This is a genomic window from Mesorhizobium sp. P2_C7 (assembly GCF_056404515.1).
In genome coordinates this window covers 40,716-57,581 of record NZ_JBFUDW010000003.1, presented here as the reverse complement: position 1 = coordinate 57,581, position 16,866 = coordinate 40,716, and the positions used below count along the sequence as shown (strand labels likewise).

The following is a 16,866-nucleotide window of genomic DNA, read 5'->3' as shown; positions in this document are numbered from 1 at the left end:
CCGTCAACCGAACCAACATCGGGCGAAACCAATCGCGAGCACGAGCGTCATGAGCACAACCGCGATCTCTCCCCAACCTGTCCCCTTCGGCCGCCGCGTAAAGCGCTTTATGGCCGACCGGCCGCTGATCCCGCTGATCATCCTGCTCGTCATCCTGGTGGTGATCCTGCAGATACTGCGCCCCGGCATCGTCAACGAGCGCTGGATCGCCAATACGATAAAGTTCGCCATACCGCTGGCTATCCTCGCCGGCTGCCAGACCATGACCATGCTGACCGGCGGCATCGACCTGTCGATCGGCACGGTGGCGACGATGAGCGCCTTCATCATGGCCACGCAAATCGTCAACCAGGACCCGGCGGTGGCCTTCCTGCTGGCAATGATGCCGGCGGTCCTGATCGGCCTCGTCAACGGCATCGGCGTCGGCGTCTTCCGCGTCCACCCGCTGATCATGACGCTGGGCACCAGCCTGATCGGCACCGGCTGCCTGCAGGTCTACCAGCGCACGGTGATCGCATCGGGCGCCAGGATCCCAGACTTCCTCGCCTGGCTCGGCACCGGCCTGACTTACGGCATTCCCAACGCGCTGCTGCTGTTCGTGCCGCTGGCCGCCCTCATCGTGTTCACGCTCAGCCGCACCGGCTTCGGCCGCCTGCTCTACGCCGTCGGCGACAATGAGCGCGCGACCCGCCTCTCCGGCGTGCAATACTGGCAGGTCATCACCGCTCTCTATGTCATCTCCAGCGTGCTCGCCGGCATCACCGGCCTGCTCTATATCGGCCTGATCAAGGCCCCCTCCCTGTCGCTCGCCGAACCGCTGGTGCTGCCTTCGGTGGCGGCCGCCGTGATCGGCGGCACCTCGATCTTCGGCGGCCGCGGCGGTTACACCGGCACCATCATCGGCGCCCTGATCCTCACCGTGCTGACGACGCTTCTGACCATCCTGCAAATGCCGGAAGGGGCGAGGCGGATCTTGTTCGGGCTGATCGTGCTGTTCGTGACGGCGGCGTATCTAAGGATTGTGGAGGAAAGGTAGGGGTGGGCGCGGAAGCGAATTTCCGCTTCGCGCCGCGTTTCGGCCACAGAGGCAACAGGCAGGTTTGCGCCGACAACGGTCGCTGTCCCCGGCATTCTCGAACAGCCATTCTCCGTCCCGAAAGAAGACCTTCCTTGTTAGCATTGGGTCCGCATCGGAAGCAGACGGTCGCAGTATACAGTTGGATCTGAGACAGTACGCGCGCCGACAGGTCCGCGAGTTTCGATGAATCGAAAGAGTCTGCGAAACCTATCTGAAATATAGTATCTATAGCAGACATCGTATTGCACTTTTCGCAAGTAGATTGCGCACAATGGTCGACTGGATTAGCCGGCGTTGGGCGCAGCTACAAAGAGATACAAGAGTGACCCCAATCGGAACTCGTGCGTTTGTTGCTGTTTCGAGCGGCGAAAAGGGGACGCTGGGATCGGCTTAAGCTAGGAAGATTCCAGCTTGCGGCCCGGCTAATTTGCTGACATATTTATCTGTTTCCGAGTTTTGCACGATGGCAATTGGGGCAAAAAGATGGCTAAGGAATCTGCGAATGCCGCTTCTCCAGCAGTTAAAGCGGACGTAAATCTGATGGGTAATGCGGAGGGAAACGGGCTGAACTTCATGGCGGCCCAGGCTCGCGAGGGCGGAGGCTCCGGCGACGCGGTAGGTGTCGACAAGATACGCGATCTGCTGTTCGGCAACCAGATGCAGGACTATGACCGCCGGTTTTCCAAGCTTGAAGAACGGTTCTTGCAGCGCTTCAAGGATGTCGAATCCGAGGCCAAGCGCAATCTCGAAATGTACGAGTCAAATGCAAAGAAGCAGGTCGAATCGCTTGCGGCGCAGTTGCGGAACGAAAAAGACGCACGAGCCGAGGCCGACAAGGAGATTGACCGGAACCTTCGCGAGCAAAATCAGGCACTTGAAAAGCAGGTGCGCGCGTTGTCGGATCAATTGAGCGAGCTTGAGCGCGATGTTGCGGATCGGATGAATCGAAATGATCATTCGCTGCGTGAGGATATCAAGCAAAAGAATGAAACCGTTCAGATGATCATGGAGAAAATGTTCTCCGATCTCAGCAACGTCAAGACCGACCGAAATCTTTTGGCTGGCCTGTTTGTCGAGGTTGCAAAATGTCTGAATCAGGATCCGGTCGGTAACAAGAACAACTCGGAACGCAGCTGGAAAGTGAGTTGATCGGAATTTGACGTCAACCGTCGACCCAGTCAACCTTCCTCAAAGTACAGCCTCGAACGATACCGAGATTGATCGCGAGGCTCTGGCTAGGCTGTTGGTCGAAATTGCCCGGAACGTCGATCCGGATAATCATGCGCATTTCGACGTTCCAGCCGCCGATCATCGCATGGATACGCTTCGCGAGCTGCTGGTCGGCCGCGAAATTTCTGAGCTTTCACGCGTTACGCACCTGCTCGACGAACCCGAGCAGCTTGCGGCCGCAGTGGGGGACGTTCTCCCCAGCGCAGCCGCATCGGCGTCTCATGCGCAACTCGGCGAGGCCTTTGCGCCAGTTGTCGAGCGGGCCGTGCGACGGTCCATCCAAAAGAACCCGCGCACGCTGACGGATATATTATACCCGGTGTTTCTGCCGGCCATTCGCAAGTCGATCGGCGAAAAGATCGACCAGACCTTTCAGTCGCTGAACGAATCTTTAAGGCATATATTTACTTGGCATGGACTTAAGTGGAGATTTGAAGCTTGGAGGACAGGAACGAGCTTCTCAGAAGTTGTCCTTAAGCATTCCCTCTCCTATCAAGTAGAGCATGTCTTTCTCATTAACCGCAATTCTGGGCTATTGATTACACATGTAGCCGCCGAAAATGCAACGAGCGAAGACCCTCAACTAATTTCTTCGATGCTTAGTGCAATTCAAGATTTTGTGAAGGACTCATTCAACGAGAAAGAACAGAGCGGCCTGGACACTATCCGTTTCGGGGAACTTCGTCTTTGGTCGGAAGTTGGACCGTTTGCGACCTTGGTTGCGGTGATCCGCGGAAACCCGCCAGAGGAATTACATGAGATAATTCGCGACGTACTGCTTCGCATCCACGATGAGAGCTCAGAAGCTCTAGAGCAGTTTGACGGCGACAGTTCGCAGTTGGCCGGCGTAGAGGCGCAGCTACAGACCTGTGTTGAACTGAAGCACGAGGATTCAAACGAGGGATTTCCGTGGCTGGTGGTGGCTGCAGTCCTGCTGGTTTTGGTACCGGCAGGCGGTTGGTTCTTTCTTTCCTGGCAAGCCGGGCAGCGCTGGCAGGCCTATGTGTCGCGACTGGGAACCCAGCCGGGCATCATCGTTGCGGAACACCAGATGCGCGGCGGCCAATTCTATATCGCCGGCCTGAGAGACCCGCTTGCCGCCGACCCGCAGTCGCTGTTGTCCGGAACGCAAGTCGATCCCGCTCGAGTTCATTCGCAGTGGCAATTCTATCAGAGCCTCGAGCCGGAGTTCGTGTTGAAGCGGCTGGCGGCGTCGCTGGCCCCGCCGGATACAGTACGACTTTCGATCGTCAACGGTCGCATCGTTGCCGAGGGCGAGGCTCCCGACACGTGGATCGACCGGGCGCGTGCCACCGCCCAACAACTTTCGGCAGGCGGACCGGTCTTCGATATCTCCAAGGTTCGTGATGTGAGCCCCGAAGCGCGCGCGGCGGAGCGCTGGCAGGCCTATGTGTCGCGACTGGGGGCCCAGCCGGGCATCATCGTTGCAGATCAGAAGATACGCGATGGCCAATTCTATATTGCCGGCCTGAGAGACCCGCTCTCCGCCGACCCGCAGTCGCTGCTGTCCGGAACGCAGGTCGATCCCGCTCGCGTTCATTCGCAGTGGCAATTCTATCAGAGCCTTGAGCCGGAGTTCGTGTTGAAGCGGCTGACGGCGTCGCTGGCTCCGCCGGATTCGGTACGGCTTTCGATCGTCAATGATCGCATCGTTGCCGAGGGTGAAGCTCCCGACACGTGGATCAACCGGGCGCATGCCGCCGCCCAGCAGCTTTCGGCAGGCGGGCCGGTCTTTGATATCTCCAGAGTCCGCGATGTAAGCCCCGAGGCACGCGAGGCGGAGCGCTGGCAGGCCTATGTGTCGCGACTGGGGACCCAGCCGGGCATCATCGTTGCAGATCAAAAGATACGCGATGGCCAATTCTATATTGCCGGCCTGAGAGACCCGCTTGCCGCCGACCCGCAGTCGCTGCTGTCCGGAACGCAAGTCGATCCCGCCCGGGTTCATTCGCAGTGGCAATTCTATCAGAGCCTTGAGCCGGAGTTCGTGTTGAAGCGGCTGACAGCGTCGCTGTATCCGCCGGATACAGTACGACTTTCAATCGTCAATGATCGCATCGTTGCCGAGGGTGAGGCTCCCGACACCTGGATAGACAAGGCACGCGCAGCGGCCCGACAGCTTTCGGCAGGCGGACCGGAATTCGACATCTCCAAGGTTCGTGATGTGAGCCCCGATGCGCGCGCGGCAGAGCACTGGCAGTATTATGTGTCGCGACTTGAGGCCCAACCGGGAATCATCGTCGCCCAACAAACGGCGAGGGGTGGACATTTCTACATTTCCGGCCTGAGAGACCCGCTTGCCGCCGACCCGCAAGCTCTGCTGTCCGGAACGGAGGTTGATCCTGCCCGCGTTCATTCACAGTGGCAATTCTATCAGAGCCTTGATCCGAAGTTCGTGGTGAAGCGGCTGACGGCGTCGCTGACCCCGCCGAAATCGGTTCAGGTTTCGATCGTCCAGGGTCGCATCGTTGTCGTGGGTGAGGCCCCTGCCGCCTGGATCACCCGGGCGCAGGCCGCCTCCGAGCAACTTTCGGCGGACGGAGTGGTTCTGGATGTCTCGCAGCTGCGTGAGCTGAACCTTGCAGAACTTAATTATTTGAGAGAAGCCATCCAGACGACCGATATTTTCTTCTCGTCCGGCAAAGTTGTGCCGGGACCAGAGCAGGTGCCGGTTCTCGACAGGTTGGCGGATCAAATCAAGGAATTCGCCCAGAATGCCCGCAAGTCAGGCGTAACAGCGCGGTTCATGTTAACCGGGCATTCGGACGCCACTGGCCGTGAGACGGCCAACGCGTCGATCAGCGCCGCCCGCGCTGAGACAGTTCGCGCGCTTCTTAACAAGCGCGGCGTCCCTCCGGAACTGCTGCTGGTTCGGGGCGCGGGAACTTTTGAGCCGTTGGTGCCTGAAAATATTCAAACTGGTAGCTCCACCAATCGCCGGGTTTCGGTTACGGTAAACCTGGACTAGGGCGGGGCCCACGATGCTGCAAAAAAAGATCTGCATGTTGGGCGGGTTCGCTGTCGGAAAGACGAGCCTGGTGCGCAGGTTTGTGCAAAGCATCTTTTCGGAAACCTACTTGACCACGGTGGGAGTGAAAATCGACAAGAAGAGTGTCGTACTCCCGGATAAAACCGTGGATCTGATTTTGTGGGATTTGGCCGGCGAAGACGATATCGGCTCATTCCGCGTCAGCTATGTGCGAGGTGCGACCGGGCTCGTGCTTGTCGTCGATGGAACCCGCGCCGCAACCCTTGCCGTGGCGCTCACGCTGCGCGAGCGGGTCGAGGCCGAATTCGGACCTATGCCGTTCGTGTTGCTGTTCAACAAATCCGATCTGGCCGATCGGTGGGCAATACCGGATAGTGAGATTGACGGACTGAGGCAGCTTGGATGGCAAATCTATCTGACAAGCGCGCTTTCAGGTGAATGTGTCGATGATGCATTTCGTCAGCTTGCTTCGATGGTCACCGAATAGACCATGCATGGATTGCCAAGAGAAGTCAGAAGCTGGATTTTCAACTTCTTCTATCGTGAGCACTCTGTCGCGTATCTGAAAATTGACGCAGAGCTTTGCATAGTTGCGAAGGGCGGCAATCTTAAACATTACGAACTCTCATCACTTCGCATTGGTAAGCCTGTTGCCGATCAGCTTGCATTCATGGAAGGCTTGCTGCCTTGCCCGGAGCTTCCATTTCATATGGCCATGATCGAACTGCCCGGCGGGCGTGTCGCGGACCTTCATCTTTTTGCTGACGATGACTGCGTGTGGCTGCTCGTTCTTGACGCCACCGCCGAACGCGACAACAGGCAGCGGCTTCAACAGAAGGCCTATGAAATGACGCTCCTGCAAGAGAGGGAGCGTCAACTCAACGAGAAATTACGATCGACGAACGAGGCGTTGAGGGAGAGCCAGGAGGGATTGTCGCGTGAATACCAGCGCGCCGAAACCCTGCTCCTCAACATTCTGCCGGCGTCCATCGCGGAGCGGCTAAAGGCGCACGAACAGATTGCGGACAACCACGCGGAGGTGAGTGTGCTTTTTGCCGACATCGTCGGTTTTACGGAAAGAGCGCGAAGCGTCGGAGCCGTGACGACGCTCGCTATCTTGAATTACTTCTTCAAGGTGGCGGATCAGCTCTCGGAACGATATGGCTGCGAAAAGATCAAGACAATCGGCGATTGTGTGATGGTGGTTGCCGGCCTGCCCGCCGCGCGATCCGATCATGCGGAAGCCCTTGCGCACTATGCACTTGAACTGCGCGAGGCGGGTCGGCGCGAACGCTTCGCGGGAGAGCCGCTAAGACTGAGAATTGGAATTCACTCCGGACCGATCGTCGCCGGCGTCATAGGCAAAAAGCGGTTTGCCTATGACCTGTGGGGCGACACCGTCAATCTCGCCTCACGGATTCAAACGTCCGCCGAGCCCGATGAGATCCGTATTTCGGATGCAACTCACACACTGCTTGGACCAGATTTCGCTTGCGACCCACTCGAGGAGACGGAATTGCGGGGCACAGGTCGTGTGCGCATGTGGCGGCTCCGGGCCTGATTTGCCACTGGCAGTGCCAACCCTGCAGCGCATTTCATTTCAAGCCAGTGAATGTCCTCAGAGGGTGCGCGAAGCAGTTGATAACCGTGCGACCGCCGAAGGTCTGTCCTGGGCGATCTCGCATCGTCTGTGCATCTTTCGCCAAGCAAGACACGCTCCGTGAACCACAAGAATGACAGTCACTTTGCAAGCTTAAGTCCGGTTGCCGTCAACTAGAACGGGGCCGCTCCCATATCTGGGACCGATAAGGTAGACTGCAGCATCGGAAGACGGCGATGCACCATTCGTTTGGACAATTCGAACTTGATGAAGCTGCCCGCAAACTGTCCCTGGAGGGCGTTGGGCAGAAAATCCAGCCGCTTGTCTTTGACTTGCTCGTGTATCTGGTTCGCAACGCAGGCAGAGTTGTACCCAAAGAGGAGTTGATGGACGCTCTTTGGCCGGATGTCATTGTGACTGAAGCGTCGCTTCAGCGGGTGGTTAGCCTTACACGCAAGGCGCTTGCAGCAGGCGGATTGCAGGACGCAATACACAGCTACGTCCGCCACGGCTATCGCTTCGCAATCGATGAGCCAGGACTGGGCTACGTGCGGCCTGCCACGTTCGCGGGGGATGACAACCTTGCGCAGGCCCGCAGGCTAGCGGCGGCACGCGATTGGAGTGCGGCTGCAAAGCTCTTCGCAGGTCTTGCGGATATCGAGGCTCTCTCTCCGGCCGATATCGATCTTTGGGCTTTGGTCGTTGAATGCGGAGGGCGGCCGACCGAGGCGATCCCTATGCTGACCCGCGCCGTTGCTGCTCATATCGAGGCTGGGGATTCAGCGCGCGCCGCCAGATCCGCCGTGACACTTGCCAAGATCCAAGCCGAACGGGGAGCGGCTGCCGTTGCGGAGGGATGGCTGGAACGTGCTGCTTCGCTTCTTTCTCAGTCCAAGGACGCGAGCACGGAATCGTATCTGCTATGGATGAAGTCGCGTCTTGCATCCTCAGGCGGCCGCCCTGAGGAAGCGCTTCAGTTGGCTTCGGCCGCCCACTCGATAGCTGAACATTGCGATGACCCAGGCCTGCGAGCCCTGACCCTGACCTACAAGGGATTTTACAACCTGGCGCTTGGGAAGATCGAGGAGGGCAACGAGCAGCAAAACCATGCGGCGGCGATCGCGTTGTCGAGCCAGGTGGACCCGATCACCGGTAGCTTGGTCTATTGCAACATCCTCTGGAGCTGCAGGACCTTTGCCGATTGGTCGCGTGCTCGCCAGTGGAGTGAGGGTTTTGAAAGCTGGTGTACCGCAAGCTTTGCCCAAACATCAGGGGCCTGTGACCTTCATCGTGCCGAAGTGGTTGCGGCGCAACAGATTTTGCCTGAGGCCCTGGCTTGCATAAATGAGGCGCTTCCCAAACTTTCTGCAGAGGAATCGTGGTCGCTTGGCGAGGGCTTTCGGGTCCGTGGCGATATCTTCGCCATGATCGGCGATCTCGCGTCGGCGCGAGCTGACTACGATCAGGCCTATGCACTCGGCTGGGACGCGGAACCGGGCAATGCCTTGCTGTTGTTCGAAAGCGGCGACTTGGAAGGTGCGCTCGCTGCAATTGACCGTGTCTTACAAGGGGTGTCATGGTTCCATCTTCAGCGGCGCGGAAACTTGTTGGTCAATGCAGCCTGCATTGCAAGCCTCAATCTATCTGACCGAAATCGATGCACAACCACAACGCTGGCGACAACCGGCGACACAGGCGTTGATAGCCGAAACAAAGGCTGCACTCTGCAAGCCAGACGACCCGAACAAAAATCGCCTTCTGCTGTTGGCCCGGCAACTTTGGACAAGCGCCGGTGTCGATTATCATGCGGCGAGGATCCGCCTGCAGTTGGCAAGAGCTCTGCTCGGTTCGGGCGACGTCAGCGGCGCGAAAGTAGAGATCACGGCGGCAGAAAGATCGGCTCGCCACCTGGGATCGCAGCGCCTGGACCAAGAAGCCGCACTGCTTCGCCAGAGCTTTTCGCCCGATAGCCAATCGCTCATCGATCGTCCCAGGCAAGAGCTCATCACCTGAACGCGGCTGGCTTGCCTGCCGCGATGGGCCACGGATCAGCTCTTGCCGCCTAGCCAGGGCGAAGATCAGCCAAAGATAAGCTCGAGATAAGGACGGTCAGCCCCCTCAGCAGGTAATTTTTCCCGGCCATGCAGACACGCATGGCACCAGCGGCGCCGACAATGGGTCGGCGCGATAGCGAAAGGGAAAAATCGTGAACCTCTATGTCATCCGTCGCCCTAGCGCATGGGCATCTCTGCAGGAACTCGAAGCCGCCGGCGCGAAATCAGCAAAGGTCGCCAAGGAACAGATGCCTGGCCAAGTCCGCTGGATCCGCAGTTACGTGGTGAATGAACCCGATGGGCGCATCGGCACCTTCTGCATCTACGAGGCGAAAGACGGCGAGGCCATCCGGGATCACGCCAAGCGCGTCGGCATGCCGGGAGAGGAATTCTACCCGGTGGCCGACACCGTCATCCTTCAAAACGATCCGATTTCAACAGCAGCCGCCTGACTGAGTCCAGTTGCTGCCTCACGTCATCAGCGTGGGGCAGCATCACGCAACCAACAGGCAATGAACGGACGGCGCTTGCAGGCGGCATGCCCGCATACCAGCACCGCGAATCCTACCGAATGGAGAAAACAATGTTTCACTACCTCAAGCATGTTTCGATTGGGCTGAAGGCTCGCAGAACCGAGAGGGCTTTACGCGCTCTGCCAGACCATATCCTGAAGGACATAGGCCTTCGACGCGATGCAATCTCGTATGCCGTTCGAGAGCATCTGAAGCACGATCGTATTTGATCGTTCGCAACTAGATGGAATTGGAAAATGGAAATTCTTATAAACATGGCGAACATCATGTATGTGGTCGCCTACTTCACGCTGGATATTTTGCGGCTGCGGATACTGACGACCGCAGCAGCAACCTGTCTCGCGGTGTACTTCTACAGCCAGCCGGCGCCGCTCATGAGCGTGGTCGGCTGGAATGTCTTCTTTGTGCTTCTGAACCTCATCCAGATCGGCCGCATCTTGACGTCTCGCTACCTCAAGCTGCGGTCATATTCTCGCCGGGAAAATGCCGGCGGGCGTATGCGAAATGGCGGGTTTTGAACGACATTGGCGCTCGAAACCGAGACATCAAGTATGAGGCGCATGGTTCCGAAAAGGTACGGCCAGCGGCTGCTGGCGACTGTCGGCACTGGCGCAAATTCGCGGGCAGGCCGGAAACCTGAGGCTGCCGCCTCACACCGCCAGGCGCCCCTGCTCCGCCTCCTCGGCATTGGGGTCGCCCGGGGCCGTTGCCCAGGCGAGTTCGACCAGCGTCACGGTACGCCGGCCTACCCCGTCGAGCTGGCAGACGATGAGGCCTTGCTCCTCGATGTAGGTGAGGAGACGCCGGGCGCGGCGCAGCGAGTGGGAGCCATAGGCGCGGGCGATCGCGGCGTCGCTCGGGCAAGGCCAGCCCTCCTTCGCCGCCCTGGCGATCATCATGAACACGCCCTGCATATCATCAGGCAGCAGCGAGGCACGCACCGAGACGTCCTGCCAGGCGTCATCCCCTGCTGCCATGTCGGAGCCGAGCCCGGCGCGGGCGCGCGTCAGCATGCGGCGGAACTCCGGCAGATCGGGCACCACCGAGGCAAGGCCCTCGATGCGGCAGCGCACCACGAACTCCTGATAGAGCACGCCGATGACACGGAAGCCCGCGTCCGGCTGCGCCAGGATGGCGCGCAGCACACGGTCCACACGCTCGCGGCGCTCGGCCAGATCCTCGGCGCTGATTTGCGGCTCCACCGGCTCGGGGCGGATTTCGAGTGCCGCCGACTTCGCCGCCATCAGTTGATCGAGCAGGTCCGGCGACGACCGGCGTTGCGGCCGCACCGTCTCGGGCGGCGGCGCTGCCAGGATGATGGCGCGTGCGTCCTCGAGGGCTGCTTCCGGCAGCGGCATCAGCCGCGGCGTGCCGTTGCGCGGACTGGTGTCGGTCGGGCCGATGCGCAGCCCGAGCGGCCGCCGTGATAGCGCCGGACCGAGTGCCATGAACTGGCCGCGCTCCAGGTCGCGAAATGCCTCCGCCTGGCGCCGCTCCATGCCCAAAAGGTCGGCGGCGCGCGCCATGTCGATATCGAGGAAGGTGCGGCCCATGAGGAAATTGGACGCCTCGGCAGCGACGTTCTTGGCGAGCTTGGCCAGCCGCTGGGTGGCGATGATGCCGGCAAGCCCGCGTTTGCGGCCACGGCACATCAAATTGGTCATCGCGCCAAGCGAGAGTTTGCGCGCCTCGTCCGAAACCTCGCCGGCCACTGCCGGTGCGAACAGCTGCGCTTCGTCCACCACCACCAGCATCGGATACCAGTGGTCGCGGGCGACCTCGAACAGCCCGCCGAGGAAGGCGGCGGCCCGCCGCATCTGATTCTCGGCGTCGAGCCCCTCGAGATTGAGCACAGTGGAGACGCGGTGGATGCGCGCCCGCTCGCCGGCGCTCTGCAAGCCGCGCTCGGTATGCTCCTCGGCATCGATAACCAGATGGCCGAAACGGTCGCCCAGCGACACGAAGTCGCCTTCGGGGTCGATGATGGTCTGCTGCACCCAGGGGGCGCTCTGCTCCAGCAGCCGCCGCAAGAGATGCGACTTGCCGGAGCCCGAATTGCCCTGCACCAAAAGGCGCGTCGCCAGCAGCTCCTCGAGATCGAGCGTCGCCGCGGCGCCTGCGGTCGTGTGTCCCATCTCGATCGCAACGGTCATCTCGACTCAGGCGCTCCTTTCGCAGACGGGCTTATCAACCCGATCACAGCCCGTCGAGCGCGCATGGCCGCCCGCGCCGTGTTGCGCACAGGCCAAGGAACGGTCTCCGGATCATCACAACAAGGAACCCTGTGGATAGTAACCACCTGTTCACCATGTGACGGCGTTCCGATTGAAGCCGCGCCGCATCCGCTTAGCCTGACCTTGCATCGCGTCCCCAACGTGGTGCGTCCCAACCGCCCCCTGGCGACCGACGTTTTCAAGTTCACTCTCGCAGTATATGTCGGTCGCCAACCTCGCCTGATCTCGCCACGTTCCGACATCGTCGAGACTCGCCCGCTGGCGCAAACTTTGGGTTGACCGCCCCGGAGCGCGAGGCGACACTTCCCCAACGCTGGAAGTGCGAGGAGGAAAAGCGATGGACGAGCCCGAACGGTGGCGCCACATGTCGACAGCGCCGAGGGATGGCAGCCGCATCCTGGTCACGGTTCGCCCGTCCGAACAGGGGCCGGCGGAAGTCGACCTCGCCTATTGGTCGCGCGCCGACCAGTTCGCCAGCGAAGGCTGGCGCGCGTCGGACTCCTCGCCGGGACGCGTCGTCGAATACGCCGAACCGGAACTGAAATGCTGGATGCCGCTGCCGACAGCCAATCTCAGCCGCGCCTCCATGCCGGCCCCCTGGGAGGGTGACGACGCACAGCAGCTCGACGGCTCGGGGATTTGAGGCGCGAAGCCTCAGGCCATCAAGCGAAGTCTTGCAGATTGGTTTCCCGGAGCTTGGCGCCCGCCAGCAGGGCTTCGAGCACCTGCTTCTTGAGATTGAGGCACTGCGATCGGGCAAGCTTGACGATGCCGGAAACGTCGCTCACCTCGCAGGCATGAACCAGGTCCTTCTGCTGACCGATGATCAGCTGCGTGAAGTCGCGCGACCTGAATCCGAGGTGGAGAGCCCTCTCCGACTGGTCGAGTATCTGGCCCAGCAACTGCGCCAGGCGTGAATTTCCGGACAGCTCCGCCAAGGCAAGACGAAAGGCACGATCCGCCGCCAGGAATGCAACGTGGCTGCGCAGTGTCTCCGGCTTCAGCACCTTTCTGGCTGCCTGCCTGACATCTTCGAGCCCGCGCTCTGTGAGGCCCGACGCACCCACCCTGAACACTTCCGGTTCGATCAGACCGCGGACATCGAAGATCTCGGTGACATCGCGCAGCGTCAGTGGCGTGATGACATAGCCACGTCGCGGCTCGCTCCTGACCAGGCCCTCCTGCATCAGCCGGGTCAGCGCCGCGCGGATCGTCGCCTTTCTGATCAAATATCGATCGCCAATCTGCTTTTCCGTCAGCGTTTCACCGGGGCGAAGCACGCAGGCGACGATGTCGCTCTTCACCTGCTCGTACGCCTGCTCGCTGCGCAGCAGATCGGCGGTCGACGGGGCCGCGGCCGTGCCAGTGGACAGTGCCGGTTTCGTCGATGCGGCAGTCAAATCACGAGGAGTCATGCTTGTTCCGTTCTGGCGATCCGGTTGACGCCGCCATCGACTTTAAGTAGCCTTGAGCATCTCAGATTGATCATCTGGTCACCTCAAAAGGGATAACTGGCAATGGCTGTTCCGGTTGGCTCGCCTCTCTACGCGGTTGTCAATGATATCGTCAACGCTGCCGGAAGTCCCGATCCCCTCGCACGAATAAGGGCGGTGTTGGGCGACCATACGAACCGTCTTCATGCGCTGGGTGTGCTCGTTCATGAAGAAGAAGACGACGAGGTGCTTCTCCATGCAAGCCGGAATTTGACGATCTATCACATCACGCTGTCGCCTGGTCTGCAGTACCCGCCGCACAACCACCTGATGGACGCGCTTATCGGCATCTACAGGGGTGGCGAGACGAACTTCATCTATCCCGATGCCGCCAGCAAGCTCGATGCCCCGCGACGGCAGGACTCCACCGCGCCCACCGTGCTGCACCTGCCCCGGCACATAGTGCATTCGGTCGCCAACACCGGCAGCGCACGGTCCGGCGCGCTTCATGTCTATCTGGGCGATCTCCCGGCGACCAACCGACAACTCTGGGATCTGCAAAGCAATCAAGCCGAGCCGTTTGACAACGATCGCTATCTGGCCGGCGCCCAGCCCATCGAGCGATCTTGAGGCAGGCGCCCTTCTCCCACAAACAAGGGAGAAGGGAGAGCCGTCCCCTCAGAACAGGAACGACGCCGTAGCGGGGTTTGGGCCGGTGCGGCCGTTTGGCGAATCCATGCCCCGGATCGCCTGCAGGTCCTGCGCATCCAGCTCGAAATCGAAGACATCGAAATTGGCTGCTATGCGATCCCTGCGGATCGACTTTGGAATGACGATCAGCCCTTCCTGAAGGTGCCAGCGGATGATCGCCTGCGCCGCGGACTTGCCATGCTTGTCGGCAATGCCCGCAATGGTCGGGTCGTTCAGCAGCCGACCGCTGCCCAGCGGGCTCCAGCTTTCGATGCGGATGTCGTGGCTGGCATGAAAGTCCCTGATACCGCGCTGCTGGAACTGGGGATGCAGCTCGATCTGGTTGACCACTGGCGTCACGCCGGTCTCGCCGATGATCCGCTCCAGATGATCCTGGTTGAAATTCGAAACGCCGATCGACTTGATGGGGCCGGCCTGCCTGAGTTCGACCAGCGTCTTCCACGCCTCGACATATTTGTCCTGGCTAGGCACCGGCCAGTGGATCAGGAACAGGTCGAGTTGCTCGATGCCGAGCTTCTCCATCGTCTCGTCGAAGGCGCGCAGCGCCACATCGCGCTGGTGTGCGCCGTTGCGCAGCTTGGAGGTGATGAACAGCTCGCCTCTCGGCACGCCGGAGCTGCGGATCGCCTCTCCAACCCCATCCTCGTTCCGATAGCCCTCGGCGGTGTCGATCAGACGATAGCCGGCCTCGATCCCCCAACCCACCACCCGGGCGGTGATATCCTGGTCGACTTGCCACACGCCAAGGCCGAGCTGGGGAATGGCGGAGCCGTCGTTCAACGGTATCTGTTCAGGCATGGCAGGTCCTTTGCAAAAGATGATCCGGGCGGTCCGCCCGGCGCATGCCCTATCTAGGTTCGACAGGGAGCAACGACCAGTCGACAGCGGTCGAATTTGCCGGGTGCGAGCTCATCTCGGCCGGCGCACTGCCCGCACCACCCCGGCGGATACGCTGCCGCAGAACAGGCGTTCGCCGCCATCGGATTCCAGTCCCGAGACGCCCATGCCGGCCGGCATGTCGAGCTTCTCCAGAACCTTGCCGGTTTGCGGATCGACGCGGCGCAGGTCGCTCTGCTCGCCCTCCCAGGTGGCGTGCCACAGCTCGCCGTCAACCCAGGTCACCCCGGTGACGAAGCGGTTGGATTCGATGGTGCGCAGGATTGCCCCGGTCTCGGGGTCGATCTGGTGAATCCTGCGCTCCCGGTACTGGCCCACCCAGAGCGTTCCTTCCGCCCAGGTGAGCCCGGAGTCGCGTCCGCCGCCGGGCGCCGGAATGGATGCCAGCACCTCCCCGGTGTCGGGGTCGATCTTCTGGATGCGATCCCCGGCAAGCTGGAAGAAATGCCGGCCGTCATAGGCGGTGCCAGCGTGCGCGGCGACATCGATCGAGCGCAGCGCCTGCCCGCTTTCCGGATCGAAGGCGTTCAGTTTCTCACCAGAGGCAAACCAGACGTTGCGCCCGTCGAAGCTTACCCCGTGCACGGTGTCGACGCCCGGAAAGGGTCCGTATTCGCGCAGGATTTCGGCCGCTGAATGTTTCATGTCTTTGTCCTCACTGAGATGATCGGGCATTTTCAGGGATCATCCTCTAACCGTTTGGCAGCGGTGCCGGGAGTAACAAGGTCGTCGTGAATCCGGCCACCGGCGGCGTCATCCAGCGACGCGCCCGGCCGTGCCCGAACGACTGCACCTTGCCGGCCTCGCCAAGCTGCTCGAGCGCCCGCTGCACGCTGCGCTGGCCGGTGCCAAGCGCCAGCGCCAGCGCCGAACTCGCCCAGGATTCACCATCGGCAAGCAAGGCCAGCACCGCCGCGTGCCGCTCCTCGATCGGCCGCGCCAGCACCACCACCTCGGGCGCCTGGCGCGGCGCCAGCGCAAAGCCTTGGCTCGTGGCATTGATGTCGGCAAGCGTGCGCAGTTCGGCGCGCAACCGGCCGATCTCGACCCGCAATCGGGCCCGATGCGATTCATCGGCGTGCCTGCCGCCAAAAGCCTGTGCGATAAGCGTCGCCCGCGACACGTCCGCCGGCCATGCTTCGGCCAGCGTACGCGCCAGTGCAAACAGCACCGGGCGCGTTGCCAGCGAGACCATGGTTTCCTGCTGGCGCACGAGATAGCGCAAGGCATCGACGACCAACGCCGGCGACGCCTGCAGCGCCTCGACCTCATCGAGCAGCAAGGGGCGTTGCTGGCCACGCGCGATCAGCCGCGCCGCCGGCGCGTCCAGCGCCAGGAATGCGTTGTCGACCTCGGCCATCAGCCCCGGAATGCCGGCCCGGCGGGCGGCGTGTCGCGCCCACTCCAGCGCGGTACGCGCGGCCCTTGTCTTGAGGCGCCGCATCGCGATGCCGGCGACGGCCAGTTCGTGCGCGGCTCTCGAGGCCGGCGGAAGCGGCGCCGGGTCGAGCCCGGCCAGCACGTCTTCTGCCTCGTCGAGGCGGCCAATCAGCAACAGTCGCCGTACCTTGAGATGGCCGGCATGCGCGGCGTTCAGCCGGTCGCCATGCTTTTCCAGCGTCGCCCGCGCCGCATCCAGCGATTTGGCGGGCCAGCCCAGGTCCCGCGAGACCAGTGCGATCTCCGCCTCGGCGACGACGCATCTGGCGCGCGCCACCGCCTCCTTCGGACCGAAGGCGCGCGCGGCCCGCCGCAATAGCGCCTTGGCGCGGTCGAGGTCGCCGAGCTGCGCCATCGCGATGCCGCGCAACGCCAGCGCCGGCGCGTCCTCGCGCAGGGCGACGCGGTCCAGCGCCCCGAGTGGATCGCCCGCGGCCAGCGCCAATGCCGCTGCCGTGATCAGCGAGTCCATTCAAATCCCGTCACACTTGTAACTCCCACCCCTGCACTGCCCGCCCTAACTTAAGTCATGACCGCCAACCAGCAAGCCGTATCGGCAACAGGCGGCACACCAGGGAAAACAGCAATGACTTGGATGATGACCTAGCCATCAGGACAGGCGGAAGGCGCCGTGGCCGCCGTTGAC

Annotated in this window: 16 protein-coding genes; 11 read left to right on the top strand and 5 right to left on the bottom strand. The window is 61.4% G+C overall.

Translation table 11 applies throughout. The features are described from left to right. Positions 1-49: 49 nt before the first annotated feature. The 9 genes from AC1D2G_RS07955 (at position 50) to AC1D2G_RS07915 (ending at position 10,023) form a co-directional block, all read left to right on the top strand. Positions 50-1,036, top strand: a complete 987-nt coding sequence (locus AC1D2G_RS07955) for an ABC transporter permease (protein WP_477413145.1) — start codon at positions 50-52, stop codon at positions 1,034-1,036. Between the two features lie 525 nt (positions 1,037-1,561). After that, on the top strand, positions 1,562-2,227 hold the full coding sequence (locus tag AC1D2G_RS07950; protein ID WP_095091773.1) for a hypothetical protein: 666 nt from the start codon (positions 1,562-1,564) through the stop codon (positions 2,225-2,227). 94 nt (positions 2,228-2,321) lie between these two features. Beyond that, positions 2,322-5,297 (top strand): OmpA family protein, encoded by a 2,976-nt coding sequence (locus AC1D2G_RS07945; RefSeq protein ID WP_477413143.1) that lies wholly within the window; start codon positions 2,322-2,324, stop codon positions 5,295-5,297. Between the two features lie 13 nt (positions 5,298-5,310). Beyond that, the gene (locus AC1D2G_RS07940; protein WP_095091295.1) at positions 5,311-5,805 is read left to right on the top strand and encodes a Rab family GTPase; all 495 of its coding nucleotides are present in this window, start codon (positions 5,311-5,313) and stop codon (positions 5,803-5,805) included. A 3-nt stretch (positions 5,806-5,808) separates the two neighbouring features. Further along, positions 5,809-6,879 carry an adenylate/guanylate cyclase domain-containing protein gene (locus tag AC1D2G_RS07935; RefSeq protein ID WP_477301644.1) on the top strand — a complete coding sequence of 357 codons (1,071 nt, stop codon included), beginning with the start codon at positions 5,809-5,811 and terminating at the stop codon, positions 6,877-6,879. Between the two features lie 275 nt (positions 6,880-7,154). Then, positions 7,155-8,888, top strand: coding sequence for a winged helix-turn-helix domain-containing protein (locus AC1D2G_RS07930; RefSeq protein WP_477413141.1), 1,734 nt, complete (start codon positions 7,155-7,157; stop codon positions 8,886-8,888). A gap of 236 nt (positions 8,889-9,124) precedes the next feature. Further along, positions 9,125-9,424 (top strand): DUF4242 domain-containing protein, encoded by a 300-nt coding sequence (locus AC1D2G_RS07925; RefSeq protein ID WP_477291509.1) that lies wholly within the window; start codon positions 9,125-9,127, stop codon positions 9,422-9,424. Between the two features lie 86 nt (positions 9,425-9,510). Beyond that, on the top strand, positions 9,511-9,714 hold the full coding sequence (locus tag AC1D2G_RS07920; RefSeq protein ID WP_477226799.1) for a DUF1127 domain-containing protein: 204 nt from the start codon (positions 9,511-9,513) through the stop codon (positions 9,712-9,714). A 27-nt stretch (positions 9,715-9,741) separates the two neighbouring features. Beyond that, the gene (locus AC1D2G_RS07915; protein WP_477413139.1) at positions 9,742-10,023 is read left to right on the top strand and encodes a hypothetical protein; all 282 of its coding nucleotides are present in this window, start codon (positions 9,742-9,744) and stop codon (positions 10,021-10,023) included. A 132-nt stretch (positions 10,024-10,155) separates the two neighbouring features. Here the strand turns inward: AC1D2G_RS07915 and AC1D2G_RS07910 are convergent, their stop codons facing one another. After that, the gene (locus AC1D2G_RS07910) at positions 10,156-11,658 is read right to left on the bottom strand and encodes a helicase HerA domain-containing protein (RefSeq protein WP_457153091.1); all 1,503 of its coding nucleotides are present in this window, start codon (positions 11,656-11,658) and stop codon (positions 10,156-10,158) included. Between the two features lie 418 nt (positions 11,659-12,076). On the opposite strand from AC1D2G_RS07910, the gene AC1D2G_RS07905 reads away from it, so the two are divergent. Beyond that, the gene (locus AC1D2G_RS07905) at positions 12,077-12,382 is read left to right on the top strand and encodes a hypothetical protein (RefSeq protein WP_095091288.1); all 306 of its coding nucleotides are present in this window, start codon (positions 12,077-12,079) and stop codon (positions 12,380-12,382) included. A gap of 19 nt (positions 12,383-12,401) precedes the next feature. Here the strand turns inward: AC1D2G_RS07905 and AC1D2G_RS07900 are convergent, their stop codons facing one another. Further along, positions 12,402-13,154 (bottom strand): GntR family transcriptional regulator, encoded by a 753-nt coding sequence (locus AC1D2G_RS07900; RefSeq protein WP_477226797.1) that lies wholly within the window; start codon positions 13,152-13,154, stop codon positions 12,402-12,404. A 102-nt stretch (positions 13,155-13,256) separates the two neighbouring features. Between AC1D2G_RS07900 and AC1D2G_RS07895 the strand changes: the two genes are divergently transcribed. Further along, the gene (locus AC1D2G_RS07895) at positions 13,257-13,802 is read left to right on the top strand and encodes an autotransporter (RefSeq protein WP_477413137.1); all 546 of its coding nucleotides are present in this window, start codon (positions 13,257-13,259) and stop codon (positions 13,800-13,802) included. A gap of 48 nt (positions 13,803-13,850) precedes the next feature. Here AC1D2G_RS07895 and AC1D2G_RS07890 read toward each other — a convergent pair whose 3' ends face one another. The 3 genes from AC1D2G_RS07890 to AC1D2G_RS07880 all read right to left on the bottom strand — a co-directional run bounded on the left by AC1D2G_RS07890 (position 13,851) and on the right by AC1D2G_RS07880 (position 16,692). Further along, positions 13,851-14,681, bottom strand: a complete 831-nt coding sequence (locus AC1D2G_RS07890; protein WP_477413135.1) for an aldo/keto reductase — start codon at positions 14,679-14,681, stop codon at positions 13,851-13,853. Positions 14,682-14,792: 111 nt separating this feature from the next. Further along, the gene (locus tag AC1D2G_RS07885) at positions 14,793-15,425 is read right to left on the bottom strand and encodes a Vgb family protein (protein ID WP_477413600.1); all 633 of its coding nucleotides are present in this window, start codon (positions 15,423-15,425) and stop codon (positions 14,793-14,795) included. 46 nt (positions 15,426-15,471) lie between these two features. Then, positions 15,472-16,692: a helix-turn-helix domain-containing protein gene (locus AC1D2G_RS07880; protein ID WP_477413134.1), complete on the bottom strand. Its 1,221-nt coding sequence runs from the start codon at positions 16,690-16,692 to the stop codon at positions 15,472-15,474. Positions 16,693-16,866 lie beyond the last annotated feature (174 nt).